Source organism: Achromobacter veterisilvae (assembly GCF_900496975.1).
In the GTDB taxonomy this organism is placed as follows: Bacteria; Pseudomonadota; Gammaproteobacteria; order Burkholderiales; family Burkholderiaceae_B; genus Achromobacter; species Achromobacter veterisilvae.
On the sequence record NZ_UFQC01000007.1, the window covers coordinates 180,214 to 199,841 of the forward strand.

The 19,628-nt window shown below is 68.3% G+C and carries 20 protein-coding genes and 1 riboswitch; of the genes, 12 read left to right on the top strand and 8 right to left on the bottom strand.

The window, feature by feature from the left end:
• The first annotated feature begins 50 nt into the window (after positions 1 to 50).
• From AVE30378_RS08510 to AVE30378_RS08565, 12 genes are all read left to right on the top strand, one after another.
• Positions 51 to 725 carry a 5-formyltetrahydrofolate cyclo-ligase gene (locus AVE30378_RS08510; protein WP_129240419.1) on the top strand — a complete coding sequence of 225 codons (675 nt, stop codon included), beginning with the start codon at positions 51 to 53 and terminating at the stop codon, positions 723 to 725.
• Positions 726 to 1,120: 395 nt separating this feature from the next.
• The gene (locus AVE30378_RS08515) at positions 1,121 to 2,554 is read left to right on the top strand and encodes a circularly permuted type 2 ATP-grasp protein (protein WP_129240420.1); all 1,434 of its coding nucleotides are present in this window, start codon (positions 1,121 to 1,123) and stop codon (positions 2,552 to 2,554) included.
• 2 nt (positions 2,555 to 2,556) lie between these two features.
• Positions 2,557 to 3,525: an alpha-E domain-containing protein gene (locus AVE30378_RS08520; RefSeq protein ID WP_129240421.1), complete on the top strand. Its 969-nt coding sequence runs from the start codon at positions 2,557 to 2,559 to the stop codon at positions 3,523 to 3,525.
• Positions 3,526 to 3,538: 13 nt separating this feature from the next.
• A complete protein-coding gene (locus AVE30378_RS08525) occupies positions 3,539 to 4,342 on the top strand; it encodes a transglutaminase family protein (protein WP_129240422.1) in 804 nt (267 codons plus the stop codon).
• A 55-nt stretch (positions 4,343 to 4,397) separates the two neighbouring features.
• On the top strand, positions 4,398 to 5,261 hold the full coding sequence (locus AVE30378_RS08530; RefSeq protein WP_129240423.1) for a proteasome-type protease: 864 nt from the start codon (positions 4,398 to 4,400) through the stop codon (positions 5,259 to 5,261).
• Positions 5,262 to 5,574: 313 nt separating this feature from the next.
• Complete coding sequence (locus AVE30378_RS08535; RefSeq protein WP_129240424.1) at positions 5,575 to 6,369, top strand: DUF3800 domain-containing protein; 795 nt, start codon at positions 5,575 to 5,577, stop codon at positions 6,367 to 6,369.
• A gap of 132 nt (positions 6,370 to 6,501) precedes the next feature.
• Positions 6,502 to 7,500 (top strand): tripartite tricarboxylate transporter substrate-binding protein, encoded by a 999-nt coding sequence (locus AVE30378_RS08540; protein ID WP_129240425.1) that lies wholly within the window; start codon positions 6,502 to 6,504, stop codon positions 7,498 to 7,500.
• Between the two features lie 56 nt (positions 7,501 to 7,556).
• A complete protein-coding gene (locus tag AVE30378_RS08545; RefSeq protein ID WP_165360127.1) occupies positions 7,557 to 8,324 on the top strand; it encodes an IclR family transcriptional regulator in 768 nt (255 codons plus the stop codon).
• 266 nt (positions 8,325 to 8,590) lie between these two features.
• The gene (locus tag AVE30378_RS08550; protein ID WP_129240427.1) at positions 8,591 to 9,043 is read left to right on the top strand and encodes a MaoC family dehydratase; all 453 of its coding nucleotides are present in this window, start codon (positions 8,591 to 8,593) and stop codon (positions 9,041 to 9,043) included.
• 10 nt (positions 9,044 to 9,053) lie between these two features.
• Positions 9,054 to 9,908, top strand: a complete 855-nt coding sequence (locus AVE30378_RS08555) for an HpcH/HpaI aldolase/citrate lyase family protein (protein ID WP_129240428.1) — start codon at positions 9,054 to 9,056, stop codon at positions 9,906 to 9,908.
• A 2-nt stretch (positions 9,909 to 9,910) separates the two neighbouring features.
• The gene (locus tag AVE30378_RS08560; protein WP_129240429.1) at positions 9,911 to 11,068 is read left to right on the top strand and encodes a CaiB/BaiF CoA transferase family protein; all 1,158 of its coding nucleotides are present in this window, start codon (positions 9,911 to 9,913) and stop codon (positions 11,066 to 11,068) included.
• 30 nt (positions 11,069 to 11,098) lie between these two features.
• A complete protein-coding gene (locus AVE30378_RS08565) occupies positions 11,099 to 12,076 on the top strand; it encodes a Bug family tripartite tricarboxylate transporter substrate binding protein (RefSeq protein WP_129240430.1) in 978 nt (325 codons plus the stop codon).
• A 77-nt stretch (positions 12,077 to 12,153) separates the two neighbouring features.
• Here the strand turns inward: AVE30378_RS08565 and metF are convergent, their stop codons facing one another.
• From metF to leuC, 8 genes are all read right to left on the bottom strand, one after another.
• Entirely contained in the window at positions 12,154 to 13,002 is an 849-nt protein-coding gene (gene metF, locus AVE30378_RS08570) for a methylenetetrahydrofolate reductase [NAD(P)H] (RefSeq protein WP_129240431.1), read from the bottom strand.
• A complete protein-coding gene (locus AVE30378_RS08575) occupies positions 13,002 to 13,337 on the bottom strand; it encodes a phage holin family protein (protein ID WP_006389784.1) in 336 nt (111 codons plus the stop codon). Before AVE30378_RS08575 ends, metF begins: the two co-directional genes overlap by 1 nt.
• 121 nt (positions 13,338 to 13,458) lie before the next feature.
• Positions 13,459 to 14,877, bottom strand: coding sequence for an adenosylhomocysteinase (gene ahcY, locus AVE30378_RS08580; RefSeq protein WP_129240432.1), 1,419 nt, complete (start codon positions 14,875 to 14,877; stop codon positions 13,459 to 13,461).
• 100 nt (positions 14,878 to 14,977) lie between these two features.
• A riboswitch (S-adenosyl-L-homocysteine riboswitch) is annotated at positions 14,978 to 15,113 on the bottom strand.
• A gap of 59 nt (positions 15,114 to 15,172) precedes the next feature.
• Positions 15,173 to 16,243, bottom strand: coding sequence for a glycosyltransferase family 4 protein (locus tag AVE30378_RS08585; protein ID WP_129240433.1), 1,071 nt, complete (start codon positions 16,241 to 16,243; stop codon positions 15,173 to 15,175).
• Between the two features lie 67 nt (positions 16,244 to 16,310).
• The gene (locus AVE30378_RS08590) at positions 16,311 to 16,547 is read right to left on the bottom strand and encodes a DUF1289 domain-containing protein (RefSeq protein WP_129240434.1); all 237 of its coding nucleotides are present in this window, start codon (positions 16,545 to 16,547) and stop codon (positions 16,311 to 16,313) included.
• Between the two features lie 88 nt (positions 16,548 to 16,635).
• Complete coding sequence (locus AVE30378_RS08595) at positions 16,636 to 17,538, bottom strand: alpha/beta fold hydrolase (protein WP_129240435.1); 903 nt, start codon at positions 17,536 to 17,538, stop codon at positions 16,636 to 16,638.
• Positions 17,535 to 18,197 carry a 3-isopropylmalate dehydratase small subunit gene (leuD, locus tag AVE30378_RS08600; protein ID WP_129240436.1) on the bottom strand — a complete coding sequence of 221 codons (663 nt, stop codon included), beginning with the start codon at positions 18,195 to 18,197 and terminating at the stop codon, positions 17,535 to 17,537. The genes AVE30378_RS08595 and leuD overlap by 4 nt, the downstream gene beginning before the upstream one ends.
• Complete coding sequence (gene leuC / locus AVE30378_RS08605; RefSeq protein ID WP_129240437.1) at positions 18,194 to 19,615, bottom strand: 3-isopropylmalate dehydratase large subunit; 1,422 nt, start codon at positions 19,613 to 19,615, stop codon at positions 18,194 to 18,196. The genes leuD and leuC overlap by 4 nt, the downstream gene beginning before the upstream one ends.
• Positions 19,616 to 19,628 lie beyond the last annotated feature (13 nt).

Consider the following 19,628-nt stretch of genomic DNA (forward strand, 5'->3'; position numbering starts at 1 on the left):
CGACCATCCGCATATCCGCCATCTTCGTCCACCCCCATCACAGCCACCGCATGACTACGCAAAATACTCCAGAGGATACCGCAGTCCAGCTACGCACGCGATTGCGGAAAATGCGCGCCGAACTGCCGGAAGACCAGCGCAGCCGCGGCGGTCTGCTGATGCGCGCGCGGCTGTTCACCTGGCTGAACGTGGCGCGCGACGAAGCCGTCCGCGCCGGCCGTCCGGCGCCCGCCACCGTGGCCGCCTTCTGGCCCATGGCGGACGAACCCGATCTGCGTCCCCTGCTGCAGCAATGGACCGACGGCGGCGTGGCGGTGGCGCTGCCCGTGATGCGCGAACGCAACGCGCCGCTGGCCTTCCTGCCCTGGACGCCGGACGCCGAGCTGCGCGCGGGCCCCTACGGCATCCAGGAACCGGTCCATGGCCCGGAATTGCTTCCCGACGTGGTGCTGGTGCCCACCCTGGGCTATACCGAGCAAGGCGACCGCCTGGGCTACGGCGGCGGCTATTACGACCGCAGCCTGGCCGCCCTGCGCGACCGCGGCCATTCGTTCATCGCGATCGGCATCGCCTGGAGCTGCGGCGAACTGGACGCGGACTATGCCCCAGCCGCGCACGATTTCCGGCTGGACGCGGTGCTGACCCAGGACGGCTGGGTCCCCCAGGCGCCGCTGGAACAAGGCGGCGCAAGCGGCACGACGCTGCATAGCTACCGGATGAACTGACGCACCAGTATCGCCCCGGCAGCTTGCACCAAAACGGTGCAAGCTGTAACATACAGGGCTTCGCCTCGGATCGAGGCGCCCCGCAGCACCCCCACCCCGCAACGCCCCGCCCGCGGCCTTCCCTTGGCAACGCCCGCCGGGATCCGCACCATTTCCGCACTTCGCCGCGCCCTTTCGCGGCCCCCCAGCAGCGCAGGCATGTCCGCGCCGCGCCCGGCCCCTGCGCCATCCACCCCCTCCCCGCGCGTCGACCGCCATGGGGATGGCGTTCCAACGCCCTTGGGAGGATATTGTTCCCAAGGGGCCCGCCCGCCCCGGCAAAGCTGGCACGCGGGTTGCTTAATTCATCAGGGCCGCGCGCAAAGCCGGCCGCAAGCACCAGTACCGGAGGAGCCATGAAGGACAGAACATCCCGTCCCGCCGCCTATGACGAAATGCGCGACAGCGCCGGCGGCATACGCTCCCACTACCAGGCCTTCGAGCGCTGGCACGGCGAGCAATCGGCGGAAGCCATGGCCGTGCGCCGGCTGGAGGCGGACCTGAGCTTCCGCCGCGTCGGCATCACTTTCTCGGTCGCGGGCGACGCCGCCGGCACCGAGCGCCTGATTCCCTTCGACCTGATCCCGCGGATCATTCCCGCCGACGAATGGCGCCACCTGGAGGCGGGCCTGAAGCAGCGCGTGCGCGCGCTGAATATGTTCATCCACGACATCTACCACGGGCACGACATCGTGCGCGCCGGCGTGGTGCCCGCCGAACAGGTGTTCCTCAACGCCCAGTACCGCCCCGAGATGCAGGACGTGGACGTGGCCGAGGACATCTACTGCCACATCGCCGGCGTGGACATCGTGCGCGCCGGCGCGGGCGAATTCTATGTGCTGGAAGACAACCTGCGCGTGCCTTCCGGCGTGTCCTACATGCTGGAGAACCGCAAAATGTCGATGCGGCTGATGCCGGACGCCTTCGGCCGCATCAAGGTGGAGCCGGTGGCGCATTATCCCGACCTGCTGCTGGACAACCTGCGCGAGGTCGCCCCGCATGGCGGAGACGATCCCACCGTGGTGGTGCTGACCCCGGGCATGTACAACTCGGCCTACTTCGAACACGCCTTCCTGGCCCAGCAGATGGGCGTGGAGCTGGTCGAGGGCCAGGACCTGTTCGTCGAGCAGAACACCGTCTACATGCGCACCACGCAAGGGCCGCGGAAGGTGGACGTGATCTACCGCCGGCTGGACGACGACTTCCTGGACCCGCTGTCGTTCCGCGCCGATTCCGCGCTGGGCGTGCCCGGCCTGCTGTCGGTGTACCGCGCCGGCCGCGTCACGCTGGCCAACGCCATCGGCACCGGCATCGCGGACGACAAGTCCACCTACCTGCACGTGCCGGACATGATCCGCTTCTATCTCGGCGAGGAACCGGTGCTGTCCAACGTGCCGACCTGGCGCTGCGGCCGGCCGGACGAGCTGTCGCACGTGCTGGCCCACATGCACGAACTGGTGGTGAAGGAGGTCCACGGCTCGGGCGGCTACGGCATGCTCGTGGGCCCGTCCGCCTCCCGCGCGGAAGTCGACGCGTTCCGCGAGCGCGTGCGCGCCAACCCCGCCAACTACATCGCGCAGCCCACGCTGGCGCTGTCCACCGTGCCGACCTACGTCGAGTCCGGCGTGGCGCCCCGCCACGTGGACCTGCGCCCCTATGTGCTGTGCGGCAAGGATATCCGGACCGTGCCGGGCGGCCTGTGCCGCGTGGCGCTAACCGAGGGTTCGCTGGTGGTCAACAGCAGCCAGGGCGGCGGCACCAAGGACACGTGGGTGCTGGAGGAGAACTGAACATGCTGAGCCGAACCGCCGACAGCCTGTTCTGGATGTGCCGCTACACCGAGCGCGCCGAGAACACCGCCCGCATGCTGGACGTGAACCTGCAGATGTCGCTGCTGCCGCAGGACGCGCAGACGCGCGAAGGCTCGTGGCTGGGCGTGCTGCGCATTTCCGAACTGCAGGGCCTGTACCAGCAGAAGTACGCGTCCATCTCGCCGCACGACGTGCTTCAGTACATGGTGCGGGATCCCGAGAATCCGTCGTCCATCTTTTCCTGCATGCGCGCCGCCCGCGAGAACGCGCGCGCCGTGCGCGGCAGCCTCACCACCGAGGTCTGGGAAACCTACAACACCACTTGGCTCGAATTGCTGAAGCACCTGCACACCGGCCTGCTGGAGCGCAACCCGGGCGAGTTCTTCGAATGGGTGAAGTTCCGCTCGCACCTGGCGCGCGGCGTCACCACCGGCACCATGCTGCAGGACGAGGCCCTGTACTTCCTGCGCATCGGCATGCACCTGGAACGCGCCGACAACACCGCGCGCATGCTGGACGTGAAGTTCCACGAACGCGAGGGGAACGGACAGGAGGGCCGCAGCGAGCCCGCCGGCGCCGCGGCGCTGCAAAGCGAGTTCTACCGCTGGTCGGCGCTGCTCAGCTCGGTATCGGGACTGGAGATCTACCGCAAGGTGTACCGCGACGTCATCACCCCGGACCGCGTGGCCGAGCTGCTGATCCTGCACGGCGACATGCCGCGCTCGCTGCTGGCCACGATGCGGGCGGTGGCCGACGATCTGGCGCGCGTCTCCAACCAGCGCTCGACCGAGACCGAACGGCGAGCGGGCATGCTATGTGCGGAACTGCAATACGGCCGAGTCGAAGACATCCTGGCCAGCGGACTGCACCAGTACCTGGACCATTTCCTCGACCGCATCAACGACCTGGGCAACCGGATCAGCCAGGACTTCCTGGTGCCGCTGTCCTGACACGGAGACAGGAATGAAACAGATCATCACGCATCTCACGCACTACCGCTACACGGCGCCTGTCACCTACAGCATCCAGACCCTGCGCCTGACGCCGCGCGACGACGAACACCAGCGCGTCCTGCGCTGGCACATCGAGGCGCCCGGCGCGCTGGAAAAGCAGGTGGACGCCTACGGCAACATCACGCACACACTGACGCTGAACCACCCGCACACCGACATCGAACTGCGCGTGACCGGACAGGTGGTGGTGGCGCCGCTGGCGCGCGGCCTGCTGGGCGGCGAAGACAGCCGGCTGCCGGTGCACGCCTATTGCGTGCAGACGCCGCTGACCCAGGCCGACGACACCGTCATGGCGTTCGCGCGCGCGGCGCTGCCCGGCGGCCTGAATACGCCGGACGACATCCTGGCCCTGGCCACCGCCATCAGCGACCGCGTCGCCTACGAACCCGGCACCACCGACGTCACCACGGCCGCGGCGCAGGTGCTGACCCTGGGCCACGGCGTCTGCCAGGACCACGCCCACCTGTTCCTGGCCTGCGTGCGCGGCCTGGGCGTGCCCGCCCGCTATGTCAGCGGCTATCTCTACACCACGGCCGAGCACGCGGCCAGCCACGCCTGGGCCGACGTCTGGCTGGACGGCGTCGGCTGGACCAGCGTGGACATCACCAACCGCCAGTTCGCCTCGGACTGCCATTGCCGGCTGGCGGTGGCGCGGGACTACGACTCGGCCTCGCCGGTGCGCGGCGTGCGCAGCGGCGGCGGCAAGGAATCCATGGAAGTCAGCGTGCAGGTCCAGACGAGCCCCCAGCAGTAACATTCGCGCGGCCGGGCCGCAATACAATGCGGCGTGGTTTTTCCAATTTCCGATCATGACCTACTGCGTAGCAGCCCGCCTTGATTCCGGCCTGGTCTTCCTGGCCGATTCCCGCACCAACGCCGGAGTCGACCAGATCAGCGTCTTCCGCAAAATGACCGTCTTCGAGCGCCCCGGCGAGCGCGTGATGGCGCTGATGACTTCCGGCAACCTGGCGGTCAGCCAGGCCGTGCTGAACGCGCTGACGCGCCAGCGCGGCGAAAGCGGCGACACGCTCTGGAACGCGCCCGACATGTTCGAGGCCGCGCACCGCGTCGGCGCGGCGGTGCGCGACGTCTTTCACCGCGAGGCCCCGGTCCTGCACGAGCAGGGCGTGGACTTCAACGTCAACCTGATCTTCGGCGGCCAGATCGGCACCGAGCGCTGCCGGCTGTTCCAGGTGTACTCGGCCGGCAATTTCATCGAGGCGGGACAGGAATGCCCGTACTTCCAGATCGGCGAAGCCAAGTACGGCAAGCCCATCCTGGACCGCGTGCTGCGTCCCGACACCTCGCTGGACGAAGCCGCGAAGTGCGCGCTGATCTCCATGGACTCCACGCTGCGCTCGAACATCTCGGTGGGCCTGCCGCTGGACCTGCTGGTCTACGACGCGGATGCGCTGCGCGTCACGCATTTCGCCAGCATCGACGAACACAACGAATACTTCCGCATGATCCGCGGCACCTGGGGCGAACGCCTGCGGCAGGTGTTCGCCGAAATCCCGGATCCCCTGTGGACCAGCCCGGAGGATCCCGTCTCGCTCGTGCCCTCCAGCCGCGTGCACCAGCCGCTGCGCGCCGAGCCCATGGACGAGCCCAGGGCGAGCTACCCCTCGCCGCAGGTGCTGGCCGAAGATCCGGGCAAGGACCAGGCCAATTAGGGACGGATTTTGAGACCAGGATTCCCGCCGTTCTGAGCAGGGATTCCGTCTGATACGGAGTCTCGGTGCCGCCTAGCCCCTTACATCGAGGCTCGCTTCGCGTTAAAGTTTCTTCAACGCATATGCATGCCATATGCCCACCTTCCGAGGCCCGCCGCAATCCATCGCGGCGGGCCTTCGTGTTTTTTCCCGGCGGGATTCACTGCGTGGCGCGCGGCGTGACGTTTCCATGCACTCAGGGAAAATTCACCTTCCCCCGCCCCCTACACTGCATCGGATCGCATGCAAGCCAGGTGTAGGGAAGGATTCCGCCATGCATTACGTCATGTATCTGGACGAGTTCGGCCACATCGGCCCTTTTGTCTCCCGTGATCATGGAAAGCACAAAACAAGTCCAGTCTTCGGATTTGGCGGGCTTGTCTTGCCGGTAGAAGCAGTACGCGAATTCGCAATCTACTTCTACAAGCTGAAATGCCGCCTCTTGAAGTTCGAACTGGAACGACAAGCGGAACCTGCGTACCGGTGGGAAAAGAAAGGCGCCCAACTCTATACCGTCGGAAATGTGGAGAAATACCGACAGCTACGGACCGCCACGGGCCGATTGCTCAATCAGATCAAACAGATCGGCGGGCATGTGATCTATAGCGGCGAATGGAAATCAGCGGACACGGCATCGCATCGGCCAGCGGAGGTTTTCAAGCATCATCTGCTGCGTATTGTTCGGCTCACGGATCGGTTTTTCTCGGCACGGCAGGCGACTTTCATGCTCTTGATCGACGAACAACAGGCGGGCAGCGGTTGGCGCGAGATGAACGTGGAGGCCTGCACGCTGGCGATGTTCGAAGATGCTGCCCACAGATGCAGAACGCTGATAGAGCCGCTGATTCAGGGCGAGAGCTATCTGTTTCAGACGCTTCAGTGCGCTGATTGGATCTGCGGCTTGGTCGGCCGACTGTGCGCCTACCAGGTAGCGTCCAGCCAATACCAGGATTGGGAGATATTTCACCGCTATTTTTACGACCGCCTGCAGGCGGCAGCGCTCCCATGCAGTGGACTGGAGCGGCGGAAACATTCCACGGATCCTTCTGCCACCCCGCCTTCCGTATAAACCCTCCTTTCCGTCAACCGAAACCCGGCTTGCAGAACGACGAATTCTCATTCCTGTCCCGACGGCCGACACTAAGGCCCTGGCCCGCGATGTCTCGTCGCGCGGGCCGCAATACAACCACAGGAGTGAGACATGCCCCCTATTTTCGCGCGCGCGGCGACGCGCGCCGCCTGGCCCGTGCTGGCCCTGTCGTGCCTTGCTTCGGGCAACGCGGCCGCGCAAGGCGCCTATCCCAACCATCCCATTTCGCTGGTCGTGCCCTTTGCGGCGGGCGGTCCCACCGACGTCGTGGCGCGCAGCCTGGGCGCTTCCATGTCGAAGACGCTGGGCCAGAGCATCGTCGTCGAGAACCGCACCGGCGCGGGCGGCACCCTGGCCTCCACGCACGTGGCGCGCGCCGCGCCCGACGGCTACACCTTCCTGATCCACCACAACGGGATGGCCACCGCGCCGGCGCTCTACCGCAAGCTGCCGTTCAATCCGCTTACCGATTTCGCCTACGTCGGCCAGGTGGCGGACGTGCCCATGACGCTGCTGGGCCGCAAGGACCTGCCCCCCGCGGACATGCCGGCCTTCATCAAGTACGCCCGCGAGAACGGCGACAAGGTCAACCTGGCCAACGCGGGCCTGGGCGCGGTGTCGCAGCTTTGCGGCATGCTGCTGCAGGAATCGCTGGGCACGCAGTTCACGACGGTGCCCTACGCGGGCACGGCGCCCGCACTGACCGCGCTGCTGGGCGGGCAGGTGGACGTGCTGTGCGACCAGACCACGCAGACCATTCCCCACATCAAGGCCGACCGCGTGAAGCTCTACGGCGTGACCACGCTGGACCGCATCAAGGCGCTGCCCGACGCGCCCACCCTGCAGGAAAACGGCCTGAAGGGCTTCGAGGTGAAGGTGTGGCACGGCGTCTACGCCCCCAAGGGCACGCCGCCCGAGGCCGTCGCCAAGTTCAACGCGGCCCTGCGCGCCGCGCTCAAGGACCCCGCCTTCACCCAGAAAATGGCGGAGCTGGGCGCCGAGATCGTGCCGGAATCGAAGCAGACGCCCGAGGGCCTGCAAACCTGGCTGCAGACCGAAATCGACAAATGGGGCGGCATTATCCGCAAGGCGGGGGTGTACGCGGACTGACGCACGGAGGGCGGCGGCGGTTGCCGCTGCCTGTTCATGAATATATATTCCCGTGCATGAGTACGAACGACGTAAAAAGCGCCAGGCGCGTGCTGGACATCCTGCAGTTCTTCGCGAATACGCGGGCTCCCGCCACCCTGTCGCAGATCTCGGCCGGGCTGGGCATCCCCAAGTCCAGTTGCCTGGCCTTGCTGGACACCCTGGAAGGCGACGGCTATGCCCACCAGACAGCGGGGCGGTATTACCTGACGCGGCGCTGGCTGAACGAAGCCAGCACCGTTGCCGAACATGACCAACTGACCACGCGCATCCGGCCCACGCTGGAGGCGCTGCGCGACGAGCTGGGCGAAACGCTGATCCTCGCGCAGCGGTCCGGCGACCACGTGGTCTACCTCGACGTGGCCGAACCCGACCGCATCGTGCGCTTCACGGCCCGCGTGGGCCAGACCAAGCCGCTGCACGCGTCCGCCTCCGGACGCGCGCTGCTGGGCGCCATGGCGCCCGCCGACCGGGAGGCGCTGGCCTCCCGCCTCAGCCTGGACCGCTACACCGGCCAGACCGTCAAGACCCACAAGCAACTGCTGCGGCTGATCGAGGCCGAGGCCAGCCGGGGCTGGCACGTGAACCTCGCCGAGCACCAGGCCGATACCCTGTCGGTCGCCGCGCCGCTGGTGCTGTACAGCACCGTGCTGGCGCTCGTCGTGGGCGCCCCGCTGGACCGTTCGGCCGCCAAGGCCGACGCCATCGGCCAGACCCTGCTGGCCGCCAGCCGCCAGTTGGCCCAACGCATCGACGGCCCCGCGGCCGCCACGCCCGCGAAGTAACCCCCCTCCCGGCCAGCGCGCCCCGGCCCGCTGGCCAGTTCCCCCCTTCCTTCCCCGCTCCGCCCGCCGGCGAGGCGGCGCCCCCGCGCGCGCCGTCCGTCCGGCCGCGGGCGCTTGCGGGTTTACGCCAAAGCAAAAATCATTGCCGAGTTTCGTTCATGAATATAAACTTTTGTTCAAGAGTGAGAACTCAATGGCAGTATTGGCCATCGCGGCCGCTCCCGGTCCGGGCTCCGCCCCGGGCGCTCTCCCCTGAAGGAAGGAACATGGCTGGCCTCTATTACGAACAGTTTTCCGCCGGGCAGGCTTTCGATCACGCCTGGACCCGCACCCTGACCGAGATGGACAACGTGCTGTTCAGCTCGCTGACGATGAACGTGCAGCCCCTGCACCTGGACGCGCATTTCGCCGCGCAGACCGAATTCGGCAAGCCCCTGGTCAACAGCCTGTTCACGCTGGGCCTGCTGATCGGCATGACGGTGAACGACACCACGCTGGGCACCACGGTGGCCAACCTGGGCATGACCGACGTGGCCTTCCCCAAGCCGGTGTTCGCCGGCGACACCCTGCACGTGCGCACGCGCGTGCTGTCGATGCGCGAAAGCAAGTCCCGGCCCGACGCGGGCATCGTCGAGTTCGAGCACACCGCGCTGAACCACCGCGACGAAGTGGTCGCCGTCTGCAAGCGCTCGGCCCTGATGCGCAAGCGGCCCGCCTAGGATTCCCGCCATGACCCGATCCCTGCTGTTCGTGCCCGGCGATTCCGGGCGCAAGTTCGACCACGCCGCCGCCAGCGACGCCGATGCGCTGATCCTGGACCTGGAGGATTCGGTCGCGCCCGACCAGAAACCCGCGGCCCGGGCGCAGGTCCGCGCCATGCTGGAACGCGGCGCGCCCGGCAAGCAATTGTGGGTGCGCATCAATGCGCTGGACGGCGGCGACGCCCTGGCCGACCTGGCCGCCGCGATGCCGGCCGCCCCCTATGGCATCGTGCTGCCCAAGTGCGCCGGCCGCGAAGACATGCGGCAACTGGCGCACTACCTCGATGCCTTCGAAGCCGCGGCGGGCGCCGTCCCGGGCGCCACCCGCATCCTGGCCATCGTCACCGAAACGGCGCAGTCGCTGTTCGGGCTGCATGACTACCGCGATGCCACGCCCCGCCTGTGGGGCCTGTCCTGGGGCGGGGAGGACCTGGCGGCGGACGTCGGCGCGCTGCGCAACCGCGACGCCGGCCGCTATACCGAACCCTTCCGCCTGGCGCGCTCGCTGTGCCTGATGGCGGCGGCGGCCGCCGGCGTCCGCGCCATCGACACGGTCTGCGTCGACCTGGACGCCCCCGAGGCGCTGGCCGACGAGGCCCGCGAAGCGTATCGCGACGGATTCGTCGGCAAGATGGCGATCCACCCCCGCCACATCGGCGCCATCAACGCGGCGTTGAGCCCCGACGAGGGCCAGTTGCAATGGGCGCGGGCCGTCATCGCCGCGTTCGCCGCGCACCCCGGCGCGGGCACGCTGCGGCTGGACGGCAAGATGATCGACCGGCCGCACCTGCGCCTGGCGCGCCGGCTGCTGGGAGAGGACTGACCATGCCCGGACCGCTGCACGGCATACGCGTCATCGACATGACCAGCGTCGGCATGGGGCCCATGGCCACCCAGATGCTGGGCGACATGGGCGCGGACGTGATCAAGATCGAATCCGCGGAAGGCGACGTGTTCCGCCACGTCACCCCCCAGCGCCATGCCGCCATGAGCCACACCCACCTGAACCTGAACCGCAACAAGCGCAGCGCGGTGATCGACGCGAAGACCGCCGAGGGCCGGGCGCAGCTCGACGCGCTGATCGGCGGGGCCGACGTGTTCATCTCGAACATGCGCGCCCCGGCGATGCGCCGCCTGGGCCTGGACTACGCCACGCTGGCGGCGCGCTTTCCCGACCTGGTCTATTGCGCCTGCTACGGCTATTCGGAAGCCGGCCCCTACGCGGGCCGGGCGGCCATCGACGACACCATCCAGGCCGCCTCCGGCATGGCCTGGCTGCAAGGCGGCGCGGGCGCCGGCGCTCCCTGCTACGTCAACTCGGTGGTCGCCGACAAAGTGGTGGCCCTGTACGTGGCCAACGCCGTCACCAGCGCGCTGCTGGCGCGCGAACGCGGCGCCGGCGGCCAGGCGGTCGAAGTGCCGATGTTCGAATGCATGGTGGCCTTCCTGGCGCCGGAACACCTGGCCGGCCTGACCTTCGTGCCGCCGGAAGGTCCGGCGGGCTATGCGCGCCTGCTCAACGAGTACCGCCGCCCGTTCCGCACGCGCGACGGCTACATGAGCGTGGTGCCCTACACCACGCCGCAATGGCAGCGGTTCTTCGCCCTGGCCGGCCATCCCGGCATGGCGCAGGATCCGCGCTACCAGACGCTCAACAGCCGCAGCCGGCATTTCCCGGAGCTGTACCGCTACGTGGAAACGGTGCTGGCCGAGCGCACCACCGCGCAATGGACCGAACTGCTGGCAACCGCCGACATTCCCTTCGCCCCGGTCAACGGCTTCGAGGAACTGCTGGCCGACCCCCACCTGCGGGCCACCGGCTTCTGGCACGAATCGGAACACCCCACGGAAGGCCGCCTGGTCCAGGCCGGCCTGCCCGTCAGGTTCAGCCGCACGCCGGGCGACATCCGGCGGCATCCGCCGGGGCTGGGCGAACACACCGCCGAGATCCTGGCGGAAGCCGGCGCCGCAAAGACGGACTGACGCCACGAAACAAGCACGAGGAGACAACCCATGAACACAACGACCCGATCCGCCCTGATCGCCGCCGCGCTCTGCCTGCCCGCGCTGGCCGGCGCCGCCGGCTCCGGCTATCCGCAAGCGGACAAGCCCATCCACTTCGTCGTCGGTTTTCCCGCCGGCAGCACCATCGACAACGTCTCGCGCGTGGTGGTGGACGATATCCGCGCCCGCACCGGCGCGCAGATCATCGTCGAGAACAAGCCGGGCGCCCTCGGCGTGCTGGGCGTGGACACCGTGGCGCGGGCCGCGCCCGACGGCTACACCATGATGCCGAGTTCCAGCGCCACCAGTTCGTCCGGCCCCTACCTGTCCAAGGCGTTCCAGCGCTACGACGCCATCAAGGACTTCACCCAGGTGGGCCGCGTGGTCCGGTTCGACGTCGTGATCGTCACGCGCGCCGCCGGCAGGCACGGCGACGCCCGCCAACTGGTGGCGGCGGCGAAGGAAAAGCCGAACGCCGTGACGAGCGGCTACGGCTCGGGCACGGGGCAGGTCGTGGCGGCCGCCTTCAGCCGCGCCGCCGGCGCCGAAGTGCTGGGCGTGCCGTACAAGGGCCAGCCGGCCGCCGTGACGGACCTGCTGGGCGGCCGCATCGATTTCGTGGCGGCCGACCTGGGCGCGGTGCTGCCGCAGATCCGCGCGCAGAACCTGAACGCCGTGGCCCTGGTGTCCAGCAAGCGCTCGACCATCCTGCCGGCGGTGCCCACCGCCCAGGAGCTGGGCATGGGCAGCCTGGACCTGACCGGCTGGATCGGCGTGGCCGGCCCCGCGGGCCTGGCGCCCGAGGCCGCGAAGTGGTGGTCCGACCAACTGACGGCGACGATGCGCGATTCCGCCGTGCAAGACCGGCTGCGCGCCATGGGCATGGAGCCCGACCTGGCCGTCGGCGACCCCCTGCAGCAATTCGTCAGGGCGCAATACGACGCCTGGGGCCAGCAGATCCGCCAGGCCGGCATCCAGCCGGAGTAGGCCGCCCGCCGGCGGACAGCAAAAAGCCCACCCGCGAGGGTGGGCTTCGGGCCGCGCGACAGGCCGGCGCTTGAGGCCTAGTCCAGCAGCGACAGATCCTTCCACACCGCCAGCGGCGCTTCCGCATGGTTCAAGGTGTAGAAATGCAGGCCCGGCGCGCCGTTGTCCAGCAGCGTCTGGCACAGTTCGGTCACCACGTCCACGCCGAAGGCGCGGATGGAGGCCTTGTCGTCGCCGAACTCGGCCAGGCGCAAGCGGATCCAGCGCGGCACTTCCGCGCCGCACATTTCCGAGAAGCGCAGGAGCTGCGTGTGGTTCGTGATGGGCATGATGCCCGGCACGATGGGCACATCGACGCCCTTGGCCTGGGCCCGGTCGACGAAGTCGAAGTAGGCGTCGGCATTGAAGAAGTACTGCGTGATGGCCGCATCGGCGCCGGCCTTCACCTTGGCCACGAAATGATCCAGGTCGGCCGAGGGATTGGCCGCCTGGGGATGCATTTCGGGATAGGCGGCCACTTCGATGTGAAACCAGTCGCCCGTTTCCTCGCGGATGAACGACACCAGCTCGTTGGCGTAGCGCAGTTCGCCCGCGTCGCCGCCCATGCCCGAGGGCAGGTCGCCGCGCAGGGCGACCACGCGCCGCACGCCTTCGTTCCTGTAGGCCTGAAGAATGTCCCGCAAGTCCTGGCGGGTGGCGCCGACGCACGACAGGTGCGGCGCCGCATCGCAGCCCAGGTTGCGCAGCGTGCGCACGGCGTCGGCCGTGCCGGCGCGCGTGGAACCGCCCGCGCCGAACGTCACGCTGACGTACTTGGGCTGAATGGCCAGCATCTGCTTGGCCGCGCGCACCAGCCGTTCTTGACCGGCCAGGTCGCGCGGGGGGAAAAATTCCAGACTGAATGCGGGAGAAATCGAATCGGACATTAGGGGATCAGCTTGGTAAGCAGGCCGGAGATAATGCTGTACAGGATCGCACCGCCCACGGCCCACCAGAACCCGTTGACCTGGAAGCCCTTCAGCACGGAGCCGACGAACCAGAACAACAAGGCGTTGATGACGATGAGGAAGAGACCGAGAGTGACGATCGTGATGGGCAGCGTCAGCAGCACCAGCACCGGCTTGACCAGCATGTTCACCAGGCCCAGCACCAGCGCGGCGATGAGCGCCGATCCGAAACTGGCCACCGTGATGCCCGGCAGCAGGTAGGCAACGGCCAGCAAGGCCACCGCGTTCAGGATCCAGACGAGTATCAATGCCATGTTCGACCTCCTGTTTTGGGTCCGGCGGCCCCGCGGCCGCAAGGCGATCGCGAGGAAGCTCCGCGGACCGGAAAGCCCGCGCCGACATGGCGCGGCACTTTCCTATTTTGCTATCAACCGATCAATAGCGGTAGTGATTCGGCTTGTAGGGGCCCTCGACCGGCACGCTGATGTAGTCGGCCTGGTCCTTGCGAAGCGTGGTCAGCTTCACGCCCAGCTTCTTCAGGTGCAGGCGCGCGACCTTCTCGTCCAGGTGCTTGGGCAGCACGTAGACTTCGCCGGACTTGTAGGCTTCGTTGCGCGTGAACAGTTCGATCTGGGCGATCGTCTGGTTGGCGAACGAGGACGACATCACGAACGACGGGTGGCCGGTGGCGCAGCCGAGGTTCACCAGGCGGCCCTGGGCCAGCAGGATGATGCGCTTGCCGTCCGGGAAGATGACGTGGTCGACCTGCGGCTTGATCTCTTCCCACTGGCAGTCGGCCAGGCCGGCGACGTCGATTTCGTTGTCGAAGTGGCCGATGTTGCACACGATGGCCTGGTCCTTCATGGCGTTCATGTGCTCGCGCGTGATGACGTGGTAGTTGCCGGTGGCGGTGACGAAGATGTCGCCGTGGGCGGCGGCTTCTTCCATGGTCACGACCTTGAAGCCTTCCATGGCGGCCTGCAAGGCGCAGATCGGGTCGATTTCGGTGACCCAGACTTGCGCGCGCAGGGCGACCAGCGCCTGGGCGCAGCCCTTGCCCACGTCGCCGTAGCCGGCCACGACGGCGATCTTGCCGGCGACCATGACGTCGGTGGCGCGCTTGATGCCGTCGACCAGCGATTCGCGGCAGCCGTACAGGTTGTCGAACTTCGACTTGGTGACCGAGTCGTTGACGTTGATGGCGGCGAAGGCCAGTTCACCCTTCTGCGACATCTGGTACAGACGGTGCACGCCGGTGGTGGTTTCTTCCGTCACGCCCTTGATCAGGGCCAGGCGGGTCGAATACCACTTGGGATCGCGCTTGAGCGTTTCCTTGATGGCGGCGAACAGGATGCGCTCTTCGTCGCTGCCCGGGTTGGCCAGCACCGAGATGTCCTTCTCGGCCTTGGTGCCCAGGTGCAGCATCAAGGTGGCGTCGCCGCCGTCGTCGAGGATCATGTTGGCGTTTTCGCCATTGGGCCATTCGAAGATCTTGTGCGTGTACTGCCAGTATTCTTCCAGCGTCTCGCCCTTGACGGCGAAGACCGGCGTGCCGGACTCGGCGATCGCGGCGGCGGCGTGGTCCTGCGTGGAGAAGATGTTGCACGAGGCCCAGCGCACTTCGGCGCCCAGGGCCACCAGCGTCTCGATCAGGACGCCGGTCTGGATGGTCATGTGCAGGCTGCCGGCGATGCGCGCGCCCTTGAGCGGCTGCTGGGCGGCGAATTCCTCGCGGATGGCCATCAGGCCGGGCATTTCGGTTTCGGCGATGGCGAGCTCGCGGCGGCCCCAGCCGGCCAGCGACATGTCGGCGACGAGGTAGTCGGAAAAGGATTTGTCAGTCACAGCGTTCATGGTGTGTAGGCTCCACGTGAAATACGAACGGCGCGCAGAATGGCCGGACAACGCGAAAACACCACGACAGTCGAGTGCTCGCCTTTTCCGCCATATGCGATAAAGGTGAGCGCCGTTGCTGTAGCGCCGCGCAAGGCGCGCCGCTTGAACAAGGATTCCTGAGCCTGGCGAGCCGGGTTCCGCTTGTCGTCAACGCAGACGGGAACCGCAGGGTCGTCGCAACGCTCCTCAGGATTGCCGGGCATTGTACCCGGGAACCCGCCGGCGGGCAGCCCCCCTGGCGCCCTGGCGGCCATTACCGCGCCACGCGGCCCGCCCCCTCCGGCACGCAGGACACCTCGGCGTCGGGCGCGCCCAGGGCGCTCCCGTCCAGCGGCACCAGCGCCGCCAGCAAGTCGGATGCCACCGCGTCCCAGCCGCGGGTCAGCGCGTGCTCGCGCACCGCGTGGCGGTCCAGCGACATCGCGGCGCGGCAGGCGTGGGCCAGGTCGTCGTCCAGGAAGCCGGTCACGCCCTGGGCCACCACCGCCAGCGGCGCCTCGCTGCGGAACGCGGCCACCGGCGTGCCGCAGGCCATGGCCTCCAGCATGACCAGGCCGAACGTGTCCGTCAGGCTGGGAAACACGAATACGTCGGCGCCGCCGTACAGCGCCGGCAGCGCGCCATCCTGCTGCATGCCGGTGAAGACCGCGCCGGGGAAGCGCTTCTTCAGGCGCGCCTCGTCCGGCCCCGCGCCGACGACCACTTTGCTGCCCGGCAGGTCCAGCGACAGGAAGGCGTCCAGGTTCTTTTCCCGCGCCACGCGTCCGACGCTCAGGAAGATGGGGCGGGGCAGGTCCTCGAAGGCCGCGCCGGGGCCGGGCTGGAATTTTCGCGGGTCCACGCCACGCGACCAGATCCGCAGGTTCGCCAGCCCGCGCCGCGCCAGGATGTCGCGCACCGTGGGCGTAGGCACCAGCACGCGCTGCGAGGGCCGGTGGAACCAGCGGAGGTAGCGCCAGGGCAAGGCCGCCGGAATGCCCATGCGCGCCTGCAGGTAGTCGGGGAACAGCGTGTGGAACGAGGTGGTGAAGCGCCAGCCGCGCGCCAGCGCCATGCGGCGCGCGGCCAGGCCCAGCGGGCCTTCGGTGGCGATGTGCAGCGCGTCGGGCACGGTGTCGCCCAGGATGCGGCGCAGTTGCCGGCCCGGCCGCAGGCAAAGGCGCAGATCCGGTTCGGACGGCGCCGGCACCGTCCGGCTGCCCTGGGGGTTCACCACGATCAGTTCGTGGCCCCATTCGCCGAGGATCTGCTGCATGGTCGTCCAGGTTCGGACGACGCCGTTGACTTGCGGATGCCAGGCATCCGTGACCAGAACGATGCGCATGATGGAGCCGGAGGTGGGCGACAGCGCGATTTAGCCCGCGCCATGTGACACGCCCAAGACGGCCCGTCTAGTTGTTGCGCCGGGGATACCCTTGCGACTTGATGCGCACCCAGACTTCGCGCTTTTCCTCTTCCGTCATGAAGACCCAGTTGGCCACTTCCATGGCCGTCCGGCCGCAGCCGCGGCAGATGTCGTCGAACAACGTGGAGCAGACCGCGACGCAGGGGGAATCCGTGGCTTTGGAGACGCTTTGCGCGTCTTCGGCAGCGGGCAACTCGGACAGGTCGGCGAAATAGCGGTTCATGGGGCGAAGGTTAACACCAGGGGTGCGTCCCTTTTTGGATGGCCCTACTGCGCGTCCAGGCTTGATTGACAGCTCCGTCCCCGAGGCTCTAGCGGCCCGTCCCGCCGTCCCAGCCGAAGAACTCCCGGGCCTGCGCCAGCAAGGCTTCGGGACATTCCTCCGCCAGATAGTGCGCCCCCGGCAGGGCCCCTCCCGATACCTCGTCCGCCACCGCCCGCCACAGGGCCAGCACGTCGAAATTCCTGCCCACGGCGCCCCGTTCGCCCCACAGCGCCCGCAGGGGCTGGCGCACGCGCTCGCCCGCGGCGCGACCGGCCCGGTCGTGCTCCAGGTCCAGCGTGGCGGACGCGCGATAGTCCTCGCAGATGCCCGTGGCCCAGCCCGGCTGCCGGGCCGCGCGCTCGTATTCGGCCATGGCCGCGTCGGAAAAATGCGCCAGCCCGCCGGGCCGCCCGCCCATCACCGAACGCAGGTAGAACACGGGGTCGCGCTCGATCATGGTTTCCGGCAGGGGCGCGGGCTGGATCAGCCAGAACCAGTGGTAATAGGCCTGAGCGAAGGCGCGCGTCGTGCCTTCGTACATGTCCAGGGTCGGCGCGATGTCCAACAGCATCAGGCGGGTGACGGCGCCGGCGTGGTCCAGCGCCAGCCGGTGCGCCACGCGCGCGCCGCGGTCGTGCGCCAGCACCTCGAAACTCGCATGGCCCAGGGCCCGCATCAGATCGGCCATGTCGGCGGCCATCTCGCGCTTGGAGTGCGCCGAGTGGTCCGCGCTCGCCGCCGGCTTGTCGCTGTCGCCGTAACCGCGCAGGTCCGCCGCCACGCAGGTCCGGTGCCGCGTCAGTTCCGGCCACACGCGATGCCAGATGGCGTGGGTCTGCGGATGCCCGTGAAGCAGCAGCAGCGGCGGGCCGGAGCCGTCGACGCGCGCGGCGATTCGGATGCCGTTGGCCTCGATGCGGCGCACGGGAAGGTCGAAGAAATCGGTCATGAAGCCTCTCGGTCTGCGTTGCCGGCGTCCAGGCGGTCGCGCACCTGGCGCGCCACGTCCTTCATCCACGGATGGCGCGCCCAATGGCGGGCCTCGAAGCGTTCCACCTCGTCCAGCCGCTGCAACGACGCGCCCACCATGTCCAGCCCCTGGGCATACATGCGGCGATGGCGCTCGGGCAGGGTGAAGTGCGCGGCCCAGCCGTCCGCCGCGCTGACGCGTCCGGCCGCCACGTCGATGCCCACGCGGTTCGTGGCCGTATTGGACACCCGGGCGAGCAGGGCGTCGACCTCGGCCGGCGCCAGGCTGACCAGCAGCAGTCCGTTGTTCACCGCGTTGAAGTAGAAGATCTCGCCGAAACTGGGCGCGATCACGGCGCGGATGCCGAATTGCTGCAAGCCCCACACGGCGTGCTCGCGGCTGGAACCGCAGCCGAAATTCGGTCCCGCCACCAGGATGGACGCGCCGGCATAGGCCGGCCGGTTCAGCACGAAATCGGGCCGGGGCGCGCCACCGGCATCGAAGCGCAGATCATGCAGCAGGCCCCGGTCCAGCCCCGACTTGTCGATGATGCGCAGGAACTGCTTGGGCATGATCTGGTCGGTGTCCAGATTGGAAAAGGGCAAGGGCGCGGCCACGCCTTCCATCATCGGATTCATGCGCGCTGCTCCCATTCGCGGACGTCGACGATGCGGCCGGCCAGCGCGGCGGCGGCGGCCATCGCCGGGCTCATCAGGTGGGTGCGTCCCGCCCGCCCCTGCCTGCCCTCGAAGTTCCGGTTGGTAGTGGACGCGCAGCGCTCGCCCGGACTCAACACGTCGTCGTTCATGGCCAGGCACATCGAACAGCCCGGCTGGCGCCATTCGAAGCCCGCCGCTATCAATTGCGCGGCGACGCCCTCGGCCTCGGCCTGGGCGCGCACCGCGCCCGATCCGGGCACCACCATGGCCCGCACACCGGCCGCGACCTTGCGGCCGCGCGCGATGCTCGCCGCGGCGCGCAGGTCCTCGATGCGCCCGTTGGTGCAGGACCCGATGAACACGCGGTCTATCGGCAGGCCCGCGATCGGCGTGCCCGGCGCCAGGCCGATGTAGTCCATCGCCTTCTCCAGCGCCAGGCGGGCCAGCGCGTCGGTCTCGGCCCGCGGGTCCGGCACGACGCCGTCTATCGGCATGGCCTGGTCGGGGCTGGTGCCCCAGGTGACGAAAGGCGCGATCGACGCGGCGTCCAGCACGTGCTCCGCGTCGAAGACGGCGTCGCCGTCCGAGCGCAGCGCGGCCCAGCAGGCGCGCGCCTGCGCCAGGGCCTCGCCCCGCAATTGCGGGGCGCGCGCGGTGACGTAGGCGTCGGTCGTGGCGTCCGGCGCGATCAGCGCGGCGCGCGCGCCGGCCTCTACCGTCATGTTGCACAGGGTCATGCGGGCCTCGGCGGACAGCGCGGCTATCGCCTCGCCGCAGAATTCCACCGCATGCCCGCGCGCGCCCTGCGCGCCGATGCGGTGCACGACGCAGATCACCAGGTCTTTCGCCGTGACGCCGCGGGGCAGCACGCCATCGACGCGGATGCGCATGTTGCGCGCCACTCGATAGGTCAGCGTCTGCGTGGCCAGGATGTGCTCGACTTCCGAGGTGCCGATGCCGAAGCCCAGCGCGCCCAGCGCGCCGTAGGTCGTGGTGTGGCTGTCGCCGCACAGGACCACCATGCCCGGCAGCACCATGCCGTGCTCCGGCGCGATCACGTGCTCGATGCCTTGCAGCGGATCGGTCGTATCGAACAGCGCAATGCGCTGCGCTTCGCAATTGCGCTTGAGGTTGACCGCCTGCCGGGACGAAGCCTCGTCGGCGATCACGCGCAGCGCCGCCGGAACCGGATGGGTGGGGATGATGTGGTCCACCACCGCCATCTGCTGCCCGGGGCGCAGCACCTCGCGCCCACGCGCGGCCAGGCCGCTGAAGGCCTGCGGGCTGGTGTATTCGTTCATGATGTGCAGGTCGACGTAGAGCAGGATGTGCTCGTCGTCGATCCGGGCCACCTCATGGCTGGCCACCAGTTTGTCGTACAGCGTCATGCCGGGCATGTCTTGCATCCTA